Annotated in this window: 11 protein-coding genes; 8 read left to right on the forward strand and 3 right to left on the reverse strand. The window is 65.9% G+C overall.

Annotation, left to right across the window (positions count from 1 at the left end; genetic code table 11):
* Window positions 1-213, reverse strand: a 213-nt coding sequence (locus WKW82_RS39000; protein ID WP_340348589.1) for a carboxyl transferase domain-containing protein, incomplete at its 3' end; no start/stop codon positions are given.
* Between the two features lie 59 nt (window positions 214-272).
* Window positions 273-2444, reverse strand: a complete 2172-nt coding sequence (scpA, locus tag WKW82_RS39005) for a methylmalonyl-CoA mutase (protein WP_422823700.1) — start codon at window positions 2442-2444, stop codon at window positions 273-275.
* Window positions 2445-2676: 232 nt separating this feature from the next.
* Here scpA and WKW82_RS39010 point away from each other — a divergent pair, with 232 nt between their 5' ends.
* Both WKW82_RS39010 and WKW82_RS39015 read left to right on the forward strand, forming a co-directional pair.
* Entirely contained in the window at window positions 2677-3864 is a 1188-nt protein-coding gene (locus tag WKW82_RS39010; protein WP_340348590.1) for an acetyl-CoA C-acyltransferase family protein, read from the forward strand.
* Window positions 3865-3874: 10 nt separating this feature from the next.
* On the forward strand, window positions 3875-4549 hold the full coding sequence (locus WKW82_RS39015; protein ID WP_340348591.1) for a DsbA family oxidoreductase: 675 nt from the start codon (window positions 3875-3877) through the stop codon (window positions 4547-4549).
* Here WKW82_RS39015 and WKW82_RS39020 read toward each other — a convergent pair whose 3' ends face one another.
* Window positions 4550-5611 (reverse strand): AraC family transcriptional regulator, encoded by a 1062-nt coding sequence (locus WKW82_RS39020; RefSeq protein ID WP_340348592.1) that lies wholly within the window; start codon window positions 5609-5611, stop codon window positions 4550-4552.
* 135 nt (window positions 5612-5746) lie between these two features.
* Here WKW82_RS39020 and WKW82_RS39025 point away from each other — a divergent pair, with 135 nt between their 5' ends.
* The 6 genes from WKW82_RS39025 to WKW82_RS39050 all read left to right on the forward strand — a co-directional run bounded on the left by WKW82_RS39025 (window position 5747) and on the right by WKW82_RS39050 (window position 12568).
* On the forward strand, window positions 5747-6727 hold the full coding sequence (locus WKW82_RS39025; RefSeq protein WP_340348593.1) for a quinone oxidoreductase family protein: 981 nt from the start codon (window positions 5747-5749) through the stop codon (window positions 6725-6727).
* A gap of 32 nt (window positions 6728-6759) precedes the next feature.
* The gene (locus WKW82_RS39030; RefSeq protein ID WP_340348594.1) at window positions 6760-7608 is read left to right on the forward strand and encodes a TauD/TfdA dioxygenase family protein; all 849 of its coding nucleotides are present in this window, start codon (window positions 6760-6762) and stop codon (window positions 7606-7608) included.
* 46 nt (window positions 7609-7654) lie between these two features.
* Window positions 7655-8713, forward strand: a complete 1059-nt coding sequence (locus WKW82_RS39035) for a beta-keto acid cleavage family enzyme (RefSeq protein WP_340342850.1) — start codon at window positions 7655-7657, stop codon at window positions 8711-8713.
* 48 nt (window positions 8714-8761) lie between these two features.
* Window positions 8762-10069, forward strand: coding sequence for an MFS transporter (locus WKW82_RS39040; protein WP_340348598.1), 1308 nt, complete (start codon window positions 8762-8764; stop codon window positions 10067-10069).
* 27 nt (window positions 10070-10096) lie between these two features.
* Window positions 10097-11107 (forward strand): YeiH family protein, encoded by a 1011-nt coding sequence (locus WKW82_RS39045; RefSeq protein WP_340348595.1) that lies wholly within the window; start codon window positions 10097-10099, stop codon window positions 11105-11107.
* Window positions 11108-11296: 189 nt separating this feature from the next.
* Window positions 11297-12568, forward strand: coding sequence for a porin (locus tag WKW82_RS39050; protein ID WP_340348596.1), 1272 nt, complete (start codon window positions 11297-11299; stop codon window positions 12566-12568).
* Window positions 12569-13091 lie beyond the last annotated feature (523 nt).

Genomic DNA, 13091 nt, shown 5'->3' on the forward strand with positions numbered 1-13091 from the left:
GCCGGGGATCTTGTTGTCCTCCATGCCGAAGTCGGTGCAGCGGTGCTCGACGAACATGTCCCATTCTTCGAAGGTGTTGTCGTCCAGCAGCAGTTCGATGCGCTCGCGTGCCGTCAGCTTGCCCTTGGCATGCTGCGCGTCGATGCGCTTCTGGCCGCCGCCCAGGCGGGCGTCTGCACGGCGCTTTTCCAGAAGTTCAAGTATCTCTTTCATTGGTGTTGCCTTTAAGTTGTTCTTGCCCCCGCTTGCGGGCAGCGTGGGTGAATGAAGCGTCAGACGGTTTGAAGGGACACCGCCGCGCGGATCTGCTCCAGCACGTCCTTCGCGCTCGCCGGGATCGGCGTGCCCGGGCCATAGATGCCCTTGACGCCGGCCTCGTAGAGGAAGTCGTAGTCCTGGCGCGGGATCACGCCGCCGACGAACACGATGATGTCGTCGGCGCCCTGCTTCCTCAGTTCCGCAATGATCGCGGGCACGAGCGTCTTATGGCCGGCGGCGAGCGTGGAGACGCCCACGGCATGCACGTCGTTCTCGATGGCCTGGCGGGCGCATTCTTCCGGCGTCTGGAACAGCGGGCCCATGTCGACGTCGAAGCCGAGGTCGGCGAAGGCGGTGGCGACGACCTTGGCGCCTCGGTCGTGGCCGTCCTGGCCGAGCTTGGAGATCATCACGCGCGGACGGCGGCCCTGCTCTTCGGCGAAGGCGGCGATCTCGTTTTGCAGGGCTTCCCAGCCCTCGGCCGAGTCGTAGGCGGCCGCGTAGACGCCGGTGACCTTCTGCGTGTCGGCGCGGTGGCGGCCGTAGACTTTTTCGAGTGCATCGCTGATTTCACCGACCGTCGCGCGCAGACGCACGGCCTGGATGCTGAGGTCCAGCAGGTTGCCCTCGCCGCTCTCGGCCGCAGCCGTTAGCGCATCGAGCGCCGCCTGCGTCGCCGCAGTGTCGCGCTTGGCGCGAATGGCGTTGAGCTTGGCGATCTGCCCATCCCGCACCTTCACGTTGTCGATCTGCAGGATGTCGTGCGTGTCTTCCGTCTTGAGCTTGTACTTGTTAACGCCCACGATCACGTCCTTGCCGGAATCGATACGCGCCTGCTTGTCCGCAGCCGCTGCCTCGATCTTGAGCTTGGCCCAGCCGCTGTCCACGGCCTTGGTCATGCCGCCCATGGCCTCGACTTCCTCGATGATCTTCCAGGCCGCATCGGCCATGTCCTGCGTAAGCTTCTCCATCATGTAGCTGCCGGCCCAGGGGTCGATCACGCTGGTGATGTGGGTCTCTTCCTGGATGATGAGCTGCGTGTTGCGCGCAATCCTCGAGCTGAACTCGGTGGGCAGCGCGATGGCTTCGTCGAGTGCGTTGGTGTGCAGGCTCTGCGTGCCGCCGAACACCGCGGCCATCGCCTCGATCGTCGTGCGCACGACGTTGTTGTACGGGTCCTGCTCGGTCAGGCTCCAGCCCGAGGTCTGGCAGTGCGTGCGCAGCATCAGGCTCTTGGGGTTCTTCGGTTCGAACTCCTTCATGATCCGGCACCACAAGAGGCGCGCGGCGCGCATCTTGGCCACTTCCAGGTAGAAGTTCATGCCGATGGCCCAGAAGAAGCTCAGCCGCCCGGCGAATACGTCCACGTCCAGGCCCTTGGCCAGCGCGGTCTTCACGTACTCCTTGCCGTCCGCGAGCGTGAAGGCCAGTTCCAGCGCCTGGTTCGCGCCGGCTTCCTGCATGTGGTAGCCGCTGATGGAGATCGAGTTGAACTTGGGCATCTTCTGCGCCGTGTACTCGATGATGTCGCCGATGATGCGCATGCTCGGCGCGGGCGGGAAGATATACGTGTTGCGGACCATGAACTCCTTGAGGATGTCGTTCTGGATGGTTCCGCTCAGTTGATCCTCGGACACGCCCTGCTCTTCGGCCGCGACCACGTAGCCCGCCAGCACCGGCAGCACGGCGCCGTTCATGGTCATGGAGACGCTGACCTTGTCCAGCGGGATCTGGTCGAACAGGATCTTCATGTCCTCCACGCTGTCGATGGCCACGCCGGCCTTGCCGACGTCGCCGGTGACGCGCGGATGGTCGCTGTCGTAGCCGCGGTGAGTGGCCAAGTCGAAGGCCACGCTGACGCCCTGCCCGCCGGCGGCCAGGGCCTTGCGATAGAAGGCGTTGGACTCCTCGGCGGTGGAGAAGCCGGCGTACTGGCGGATGGTCCAGGGGCGCACCGCGTACATGGTGGCCTGCGGGCCGCGGAGGTAAGGCTCGAAGCCGGGCAGCGTGTCGGTGTACTTCAGGCCCTGCAGGTCGGCCGCGGTGTAGAGCGGCTTGACGGTGATGCCGTCGGGCGTGAGCCAGTTGAGCGCGTTCAGGTCGCCGCCGGGCGCGGACTTGGCCGCGGCCTGGGTCCAGGCGTCGAGGGTGGAAGACTTGAAGGTGGAATCGTTCGCCATGTTCATGGGAAGTGATGCTCTCGCAGGCGTCCCCGGCCTGCATCCCAAATGACGACACCCATTTAGCATTTGATGCCAACAGCGAAAGCGCCATGCACATCAGCAGGCCTGCGCCTCGCGCCGTCGCATCGGCGGCCGGCATGAAATGCGAAGTCCATGGCGTCAAATGCGATGCACCGTCGCACCCTGTCTCGTAGCCTCGAGTGAGCCCGCCTCTCAACTCCAGGAACAACAACTCATGACTTCTCGCGACATCTTCGTGGTCGGCACGGCCCGCACCGCCATCGGCACCTTCGGCGGTTCGCTGAAGGACGTACCCAACACCCAACTCGCGACCACCGTTGTCAAGGCCGCCATCGAACGCAGCGGCGTGGCGGCCGACGCCATTGGCCATGTCGTGATGGGCAACGTCATCCCGACCGACGTCAAGGACGCGTACCTGAGCCGCGTGGCTGCCATCGATGCGGGCTGCCCGATCGAGACGCCCGCCTTCAACGTGAACCGCCTGTGCGGTTCGGGCTTGCAGGCCATCGTGTCGGCGGCGCAGGCGATTGCACTGGGTGACTGCGACATCGCCATCGGCGCCGGCTCGGAGTCCATGAGCCGCGGCCCGTACTTCGACATGTCGGCGCGTTATGGCGCGCGCATGGGTGACGCGGTGCTGGTGGATTACATGCTCGGCATCCTGCACGACCCGTGGCAGAAGATGCACATGGGCATCACCGCGGAGAACGTCGCGGCGCGCCATGGCATCACGCGCGAAATGCAGGACGAACTCGCGGTGGTGAGTCAGCATCGTGCGGCGGCGGCCATTGCGGCAGGGCGCTTCAAGGAGCAGATCGTTCCGGTCGAGGTGAAGACGCGCAAGGGCGTCGTGCTGTTCGACACCGACGAGCATGTGCGCGCCGATACCACGGTCGAGACGCTGGCCAAGATGAAGCCGGCGTTCAAGAAGGACGGGCTGGTCACGGCCGGCAACGCTTCCGGCATCAACGACGGCGCTGCTGCGATCGTGCTGGCCGAGGGTGCGCGCGTGCAGGCGATGGGGCTGAAGCCGCTGGCCCGCCTGGTCGGCTACGCGCATGCGGGCGTCGAGCCGGCGTACATGGGGATCGGCCCGGTGCCGGCCACGCGCAAGGTGCTGGAGCGCACCGGCCTGAAGATCAGCGACCTTGACGTGATCGAGTCGAACGAAGCCTTTGCGGCGCAGGCCTGCGCGGTAATCAAGGAGCTGGGCTTCGACCCGGCCAAGGTCAATCCGAACGGTTCCGGCATTTCGCTCGGCCACCCGGTCGGCGCAACGGGCGCGATCATCACGGTGAAGGCGATTGCAGAACTGCAGCGCACGGGAGGACGCTATGCGCTGGTCACGATGTGCATCGGCGGCGGCCAGGGCATCGCTGCGATCTTCGAGCGCTGCGCCTGAGGAGCCGGACATGAAAACGACCCTCTCTCCCATCGAAATCGACGTCTATCTCGACCTCATCTGCCCCTGGTGCCTGATCGGCAAGAAGTACCTGGAGCAAGCGCGCGCGATCTTCACCAGCGTCCCTGGCCATCCGCCGGTGCAGGTGCATTGGCGCTCGGTGCAATTGCTTCCGGACGTGCCACCGGAAGGCCTGGACTTCGAAGCGTTCTATCGACAAAGGCTGGGTGGCGTCATGCGCATGCATGACCGCCAGGCGCAGGTCCAGGCGGCTGCACGACAGGCCGGCACGGAGGTGCACTTCGATCGAATCCGCCGCCTTCCCAATACGCGGCTCGCGCACGGCATGCTCGCCTACGCCAGGAAGCAATTGCCGCCCGAGCGGACGGACGCCCTGCTGGACGCGCTGTTGACAGGGTATTTCCAGCAAGGCGCAGACCTCGGCGATGAAGCCACCCTGTCGGTGATCGGCCATCGCCATGGGCTCGATCCCGCCGCCTGGAAGGCCTGGATGGCGACCCACACGCCGAAGCTGGAACCAGCGACCAGCGTGCCACTCTTCGTGTTCAACCGGGAGCTATCGCTCAGTGGTGCCCACCGGGTGGACGTCATGCTGGAAGCCATGGGCCAAGCGCTCGCCGCCGCGCGCCAGCAGGCTGCTGGCCTCCAGGATTGCCCCGTGTGATCAGATGGCGGGCCTGCGCGCCGATGGCCGCGACGCCACCCTGCCGCCCTGCCCGCCCGTTCGCTTCCGACCGTCCTCGCGCTCACGCCAAGTCGACGGAAGCTCCTCGAACTGCGCCGTGAACCATCGCGTGAACGAGCCCTGCGTGCTGTAGCCCAGCATCTCGGAAATCCGGCTCAGGCTGAAACTCGGGTTCTCCATGTAGCGCGGCGCCAGCTCGCAGCGCACCGTATTGAGCAGCGACGTGAAACTTGCCCCCGCTTCGTCGAGCTGCCGCTGCATCGAGCGCACGCTCATCCCGAGCCCTTGCGCCACGCTGTCGCTGGTGGCCCGTCCCATGGGCAGCATCAGGTAGATCGCCCTGCGCACTTCCAGCACGATGGGATGTCGGTGCGACTGGGGCAGCGACTCGATGAACTGGCGTGCGTAGCGTGCCATCGCCGGGTCGGCATGGGGATTGGGCGCGGCCAGGTCCGACGCGGCGAAGACGAAGCCGTTGAACTCGCTGTCGAAGTCGAGCCTGCAGGCGAATACGCGCCGATGCAGCCGCAGGTCGGACGGCGCCGAATGGATGAAGTTGACGCTGTGCGGCCGCCATTGCGTACCCATGAGCGCACTGCACATCCGGAACAGCACGCCGAGCGCCAGTTCGGCGGCCTGCCGCGACGGTCGGGTGGTCACCACCTCCTGCCGCAGGATCACCATCTTGCCGGCGTCTTCCAGCTGCATCGCCAGGCTCTCGTTGACCAAGTGCCGGTAGTCCATGGTGGTGACGAGCGCATCGCGCAAGGTCGCCTGGTGGGTGATCAGCAGGCTCACCGCGCCGAAGCTCGACAGTTGCCGCGACTCCGCCATGCGCAGCCCGAAGGTGACGCAGCCGGAGCCCGCCGCCGCTTCTTCGAGCAGGGTCACCACGGCATCGGCCGAGATGCGCTGCTCCGGGTCCTTCAGCAGGTTCTGTTTCAGGCCCGCATGCCGCAAGGCCTCCCTGGGATCGAAGCCGAGGCTTTCGGCGACTTCCAGGAAGTTGGTCAGGGCAGCGGCGCGAACCAGCGGGACCATGGGCAAGAGCGGTGAATTCGGTGCCCGGATTCTGGCATGAAAAGCGAAATGCATGTCGCGACTTGCGAAGCGTCAAACGGGCCCGATCCCTAAAGTTGATGCATCCCTTCCACACCGATCCAGAAGACATCCACCATGGCAAAAGCAGTGCGTCAATACGAGGCCGGCGGCCCCGAAGTCCTTCGCTACGAGGACGTCGAAATCGGCGATCCCGGCCCGGGCCAGGTCCGGCTGCGCCATGTCGCGGTGGGCCTCAACTACGCCGACACCTACTTCCGCAACGGCACCTATGCCGTGCCCATGCCGAGCGGCCTGGGCGTCGAGGCAGCCGGCGTTGTCGTGGCGATCGGCGAAGGCGTGACCAACGTGGCCGTCGGCGACCGCGTCACCTACACCGGTTTCGTCAACACGCTGGGCGCCTACAGCACCGAGCGCCTGATCCCGGCCGCCCCGCTGATCCGCCTGCCGGAAGGCATCTCCTACGAGACCGCCGCCGCCATGACGATGCGCGGCCTGACCAGCGCCTACCTGATGCGTCGCATCTATCCGTTCAAGGAAGGCGACACCCTGCTGCTGCATGCCGCGGCGGGCGGCGTGGGCCTGATCGTCTCGCAATGGGCGAAGCTGCTGGGCATCACCGTCATCGGCACCGTCTCCACCGCCGAGAAGGCCGAGATCGCCCGTGCGCACGGCTGCGACCACACGATCAACTACAGCCACGAGGACGTCGCCAAGCGCGTGCGTGAACTCACCGGCGGCGTCGGCGTGAACGTGGTGTTCGACAGCGTCGGCAAGAGCACCTACATGGGCTCGCTGGATTCGCTGAAGCGCCGCGGCCTGCTGGTCAACGTGGGCACCGCCAGCGGCCCCATCCCCCCGCTGGAGCCGCAACTGCTGGCGGTCAAGGGATCGCTGTTCATGACACGCCCGGCCCTGGCCGACTACATCGCGGACCCGGTCGAGAAGGCGGAACTGGCCGCGGAAGTCTTCGGCCACGTCGCCGAGGGCCGCATCAAGATCGAAATTAACCAGCACTACGCCCTGTGCGACGCCGTGCGCGCGCACCGCGACCTGGAATCGCGCAAGACCACCGGCTCGTCGATCTTCGTGATCTGACGCGCAACTCAACACAACAAGGAGACAAGCTCATGAAGATCGTTCAACTCACCAACAGCATCGGCGCCGAACTGGTCGGCATCAACCTGGCCGACGCGGCCGTCGACGACGGCCTGTTCAAGGAGGTCTACGCCGCCTTGCTCAAGCACCGCGTGCTGTTCCTGCGCGACCAGGACCTCACGCCCCAGGCCCACGCGGGCTTCGCCGCGCGCATGGGCCAACTCGAAGACCATCCGATGGTGCCCTCGCATCCGGACGCACCCGGCCTGGTGCAGATCTACAAGACCCCGGAAAACCCGGCCGACCGCTACGAGAACGCCTGGCACAGCGACGGCACCTGGCGCGCGACGCCGCCGATGGGCGCGGTGCTGCGCTGCGTCGAATGCCCGCCGGTCGGCGGCGACACGATGTGGGCCAACATGGTCATGGCCTACGACAAGCTGCCCGAAGAGGTCAAGGCGCAGATCGCCGACCTGTGGGCCAACCACAGCTTCAACAGCTCCTTCGCCGCGGCCATGCCGATGGACAAGCGCCTGGCGATGCGTGCGCAGTACCCGGACGCCGAGCATCCGGTGGTGCGCACCCATCCCGAGACCGGCGAGAAGCTGCTCTATGTGAACGCCTTCACCACGCACTTCGTCAACTTCCACAACAAGAAGAACGTGCGCTTCGGCCAGGACTACAACCAGGGCGGCGGCGACCTGCTGCAGTACCTGATCGCGCAAGCCAGCATCCCCGAGTACCAGGTGCGCTGGAGCTGGAAGCCCAACAGCGTGGCGATCTGGGACAACCGCAGCACCCAGCACTACGCGGTCATGGACTACGCGCCCTGCCACCGAAAGATGGACCGCGCCGCCATCGTGGGCGACAAGCCCTTTTGAAGCCCCCTCCGACACGCCTGTTCCTCCAACCCACCGGACACCCACCATGAACTTCCTCGACGGCTCCCTCTACCCCGAAAACCAGCAACCCCTGATCATCACCGCCGCGCCCTACGCGCCGTCGTGGGTGCCCTCCGACTTCCCCGAGGACATCCCCGTCACGATCGAGCAGCAGATCCAGAAGGCGGTCGACTGCTACAACGCCGGCGCCACCGTGCTGCACCTGCATGTGCGCGAACTCGACGGCAAGGGCAGCAAGCGCCTGTCCAAGTTCAATGAGCTGATCGCCGGCGTGCGCAACGCCGTGCCCGAGATGATCATCCAGGTGGGCGGCTCCATCAGCTTCGCGCCGGAGAACGAAGGCGCCGCCGCCAAGTGGCTCTCCGACGACACGCGCCACATGCTGGCCGAGCTCGACCCCAAGCCCGACCAGGTCACCGTGACCATCAACACCTCGCAGATGAACGTGGTCGAGCACTGGGAGTACGAGGACTACAAGGGCACCTCGATGGAAGACCCGGCGGTCTTCAACGCCTACAAGGAAATGACCGTTCCGGCGCAACCCGGCTGGGCCGAGGAGCACATCCGCCGCCTGAACGACGCGGGCATCCAGAGCGCCTTCCAGTGCTACAACATCAACAGCTTCGAGTCGGTCGAGCGCCTGATGCGCCGCGGCGTCTACAAGGGCCCGCTGGTCATGAACTGGGTCGCCATCAGCGGCGGCATGGACCAGCCCAACATCTACAACCTCGCGAACTTCGTGCGTGCCACGCCCGACGGCGCGGTGCTGACCGTTGAAAGCTCCATGCGCAACGTGCTGCCGGTCAACATGATGGGCATCGCCATGGGCCTGCACGTGCGCTGCGGCATCGAGGACAACCTCTGGAACCAGTCCCGCACGCAGAAGATGAGCACGGTCGAGCAGGTCGAGCAACTGGTGCGTATCTCGCGCGAGTTCGGCCGCCCGATTGCTACCGCGCAGCAGGCCCGCGAGATCAGCAAGATCGGCGTGTTCTACGACACCGTCGAGGAGTCACTGCTGGCCAACGGCTTCGCACCCAACCGCAACGGCGCCCACCAGGGCTTCCTGCGCAAGGCGGCCTGAGCCACGCACCCGCCCACCACCAGAACAACAGAGACAAACCCCATGAGCATGACACTCGACATGGGCGCCAGGCCCGGGCCGCAGGATGACTACCTGATCGGCAAGCGACAAGCCTGGTTCGCCTTCGCCATGACCTTCGCGTTGATGCTGTTCGACTACATCGACCGGCAAGTGATCGTCTCGCTATTCCCGCACATCAAGAGCGAGTGGAACCTCAGCGACAAGCAGCTCGGCGCGCTGGTGTCGATCATCTCCATCGTGGTGGCGGTCGGCGGCATCCCGGTGGCGCTGCTGGCCGACCGGGCCAGCCGCGTGAAGAGCATCGTGGTGATGGCCAGTGTCTGGAGCATGGCCACCATCTCGTGCATGTTCACGAGCAACTTCGCCCAGCTCTTCACCGCACGCGCGGTGGTGGGTGCGGGTGAAACCGGCTACGGCTCGGTGGGCGCGGCGCTGATCGCGACGCTGTTCCCGGTGCGCCTTCGCAGCATGCTGCTCGGCGCATTCTTCGCGGCGGCGTCTCTGGGTTCGGTGCTCGGCGTGGTGCTGGGCGGCATCATCGCGGCCAAGTGGGGATGGAAGGCCGCCTTCGGCGTGGTCGGCGTCCCGGGCCTGGTGCTGGCGCTGCTGTACCTGCTGGTGCGCGACTACAAGACGGTGGACCTCACGCCGCGGCTGGACAAGGTCACCGCGACGCTGGGCGGCACGCTCAAGCACATCTTCGTCACCATGGCACGCACCCGCACGCTGCTGTTCGTCTGCATCGGCGCGGCCATGCAACTGGTGGTGGTCTCGGCCGTCTGGTCCTGGCTGCCCAGCTACCTCAACCGCTTCCATGGCATGACGCCCGAAGTCGCGGCCACGCAATCGGCGCTCGTCGTGCTGGTCGGTGCCCTCGGCTGCATCGTCTGGGGCTACCTGGTCGACCGCTTGACGCTGCGCCAACCGCGCAACAAGCTGCTGGCGCTGTCCGTGCTCTGCGTGGTCACGATGTGCATCTTCCTGGTGGCCTTCGCCGGCACCGCGCCGGGCCCGGCACAGTTCAAGCTGGTGCTGCTGGGCGGCTTCTTCATGACCTGCACCGTGGGCGTGGTCTCGGGTGTCGTCATCGAGGTGATCCACCCAGGCGTGCGCTCCACCGGTTCCGCCGTGCTCTCGCTGTTCCAGAACCTGTTCGGCCTGGCCGTCGGTCCCTTCCTGGTGGGCGTGCTGTCGGACCAATGGGGCTTGCAGCAAGCCCTGGCCGTGGTGCCCTGCTTCGGCTTGCTCGCGGCCTTTGCCTTCGTCCAGTCGGCACGCAGCTACGACACCGACGTCGACCGGGTTTCCAACGTGAAGCTGGCCGTCGCGACCTGAAGCCTTCTCCTGTCCAGGACCACTCCAATGACCACCCTTTCTCTTACCGTGCTGCGCGCACGGGTGCATCCCCTCGTGCCCGGCTTCCTGATCAGCGTCGTCGTGGCGGCCGCCGCCACCTTCCTGGCCGGCCACTACCACGCACCGGTCATGCTGTTCGCGCTGCTGCTCGGCATGGCCGTGAACTTCCTCGCCGTGGAAGGCACCTGCAAGCCCGGCATCGAATTCACCTCGCGCGAGGTGCTGCGCGTCGGCGTCGCGCTGCTCGGCATGCGCATCACCTTCTCGCAGATCGCGGCGCTCGGATGGCATCCGGTCGTGATGGTGGTGGCCTCGGTCGTCATCACCATCGTGGTGGCGATGCTGGCCGCACGCGCCATGGGCTTCCAGACACTGTTCGGCCTGCTCACCGGCGGTGCGACCGCGATCTGTGGCGCCTCGGCCGCCATGGCGTTGGCCGCCGCTTTGCCGGCGCATCCGGGCAAGGAGCGCGCGACGCTGTTCACCGTGATCGGCGTGTCCGCCCTGTCGACGCTGGCCATGATCGTCTATCCCGTCATCGTCAGGCTGCTGGGCTTCGACGCCACGCATGCCGGCATGTTCCTGGGCGGCACGATCCATGACGTGGCCCAGGTGGTCGGCGCAGGCTACGGCATGTCGCCGGAGACCGGCGACGCCGCCACGGTGGTCAAGCTGATGCGCGTGGCCATGCTGCTGCCGGTGATCGTCTGCGCGGTCATGCTGAGCCGCGGCCACGCCGGAGCCAAGGGCGGCAAGCGTCCGCCGATCCTGCCCTGGTTCGCGGTGGGCTTCGTCCTGCTGGCGGCCCTCAACAGCACCGGGTGGATTCCCAAGTCGGTGCAGACATTTGCCAACGACCTCTCTGGCTGGTGCCTGGTCATCGCGATCAGCGCGCTGGGCATGAAGACCCAGCTCAAGGAACTCGCCAGCGTCGGCATCAAGCCGATCCTGTTGATGGTCGGCGAGACCGTGTTCCTCGCAGCGCTCGTCGCCGCGATGTTGCACTGGGGCATGTGAGGTGCGCGAGGCCACCTGATTCGTGCCGCGACAGGCGCGACATCGCCGTGACGTGTCGCAAACAAGCAACGAGATCACCCGGCCTGGCCGCGTGATTCTTCCAAACGCCTTGCCCGTGTCCGGTGCAAAGGTATCTACTCTGCGTGGTCTGCCGCGCAGAGTCATTCAAACAATCTTGGAGACAAGCAAATGAAGAAAACTCTTGGCGCTCTTGCCACCCTGGCTGCAACAGGCACGGCCCTGGCACAGTCCTCTGTCACGATGTTCGGCGTGGTTGACGCAGGCGTCAGCTACTACCAGACGACCAGCAGGTTCGTCGGTGTCCGCGGCGCTCCCGCGCTCAACTTCGTCGGCACCGGGGACCTCAAGCAAAGCCAGTGGGCGCTGACCAGCGGCAACTACAACAACAGTCGCCTCGGCTTCCGCGGCACGGAAGACCTGGGCGGCGGCCTGGCCGTGAGCTTCTGGCTCGAATCGCCCATGACCAACGACGACGGCGTGGTTGGCGCCTCGACCTTCGGCCGTCGTTCGACCGTCAGCCTCTCAGGCGACCTCGGTGAACTGCGCCTGGGCCGCGACTACACGCCCACGTTCTGGAACGACGGCATCTTCGATCCCTTCGGCGTCAACGGCGTGGGCACCAACCTGATCGCAACGATGAGCGTGGGCCCGCGCACGGTCAGTGCTGCCGGCGTCGACCGTGGCCTGTTCTCCAACGCCAACTACATCCGCGCCAGCAATTCGGTCGGCTACATCCTGCCGCCCAACCTGGGTGGCTTCTACGGCCAGGTGATGTACGCGTTCAATGAACAGGTCAAGTACGACCCGGGCCTCACCACCCCGGCCACGCCGCTGAACAAGAGCCGCACCGGCGGCTACGCCGGCGGCCGCTTCGGCTATGCCAACGGCGGGCTGGACATCGCGGCCGCCTACGGCGAGAGCGTCACCGGCGACAACTACTTCCTCGGCGAGACGACCAAGGTCAAGACGGCCAACATCGGCGCTTCGTACGACTTCGGCATCGTGAAGCTGTTCGGTGAACTGTCGCGCGTGAAGAACGTGTTCGACTACGTCAACCCGCCGCCCATCGGCACGGGTGACTTCAAGGGCGATGGCGCGCTCCTCGGCGCGACCATCCCGGTCGGCCCGGCCTTGATCCGCCTGGCCTGGTCGCACGTCAAGCTGAACTACACCTCGGCCCCCACGGTCGCCGCGGCGTTGGTTCCGCCGAACCCGAAGGCTGACAAGTTCGCCCTCGGCGGCGTGTACAACCTGTCGAGGCGCACCGCGCTGTACGCGACCGCGGCCTTGATCAAGAACAAGAACGGCGCCAACTTCAATGCCAACAGCACCTTCGTGACGGGCACGCCGGGCTTCACCAATACCTTCCTCACCACCGGACAGGGCTACGAGGCGAAGGACGCGATGGGCTACGACTTCGGCATTCGCCACGCTTTCTAAGCCCACCCCCGCAGCGCCTTCGGCGCAACGGGCGGCCGCCAGAGGTGGCTGCTCTTGCGGGCCGTCCAAGCCTGCGCAGGCAGGCTTGGAGCCGCGGCCCTCAGCCCTCAAGCGGGCGCACCCAGCGGCCCGGCAAAGCCTGTTCCGCGGGGGCCCACGAACAGGCATCGCTCGCCCGGCTCATGCATCGTGTGTCGCGCGATAGCGTGGTGGTTTCAAAGCAACGGCGCCGCGCGTTTTGATCCGCGCGTAATCCCTCGCTCTCTTGACGGCTGATCGTCAGGTTGGGTTCCTACGATGGACCCAAACCTACTCCAACAGCCGGAAAGAGAGCCATGTCCACCACCACCCTCGCCCACGGCGCGCCGCCGAGCGTTTCCACATCGAAGCTGGGCGCCGTGCTGCGCGTCACGGGGTCTACTCGTTTTCGGTGCACAGACTGACGGTGCGCGGAGCTAGCGCTGGCGCCGGCCTTCGTTCGCAAGTTCTTGATTTGGTTGCATTTCCTGTTCGCTTTTCAGGC

It is taken from the genome of Variovorax rhizosphaerae, from assembly GCF_037889975.1.
In the GTDB taxonomy this organism is placed as follows: Bacteria; Pseudomonadota; Gammaproteobacteria; order Burkholderiales; family Burkholderiaceae_C; genus Variovorax; species Variovorax rhizosphaerae.

Excerpts from the sequence above, each read along its gene's own strand:
- scpA (WP_422823700.1), bottom strand. The coding sequence starts at position 2,444 with ATGAACATGGCGAACGATTCCACCTTCAAGTCTTCCACCCTCGACGCC.
- WKW82_RS39010 (WP_340348590.1), top strand. The coding sequence starts at position 2,677 with ATGACTTCTCGCGACATCTTCGTGGTCGGCACGGCCCGCACCGCCATC.
- WKW82_RS39015 (WP_340348591.1), top strand. The coding sequence starts at position 3,875 with ATGAAAACGACCCTCTCTCCCATCGAAATCGACGTCTATCTCGACCTC.
- WKW82_RS39020 (WP_340348592.1), bottom strand. The coding sequence starts at position 5,611 with ATGGTCCCGCTGGTTCGCGCCGCTGCCCTGACCAACTTCCTGGAAGTC.
- WKW82_RS39025 (WP_340348593.1), top strand. The coding sequence starts at position 5,747 with ATGGCAAAAGCAGTGCGTCAATACGAGGCCGGCGGCCCCGAAGTCCTT.
- WKW82_RS39030 (WP_340348594.1), top strand. The coding sequence starts at position 6,760 with ATGAAGATCGTTCAACTCACCAACAGCATCGGCGCCGAACTGGTCGGC.
- WKW82_RS39035 (WP_340342850.1), top strand. The coding sequence starts at position 7,655 with ATGAACTTCCTCGACGGCTCCCTCTACCCCGAAAACCAGCAACCCCTG.
- WKW82_RS39040 (WP_340348598.1), top strand. The coding sequence starts at position 8,762 with ATGACACTCGACATGGGCGCCAGGCCCGGGCCGCAGGATGACTACCTG.
- WKW82_RS39045 (WP_340348595.1), top strand. The coding sequence starts at position 10,097 with ATGACCACCCTTTCTCTTACCGTGCTGCGCGCACGGGTGCATCCCCTC.
- WKW82_RS39050 (WP_340348596.1), top strand. The coding sequence starts at position 11,297 with ATGAAGAAAACTCTTGGCGCTCTTGCCACCCTGGCTGCAACAGGCACG.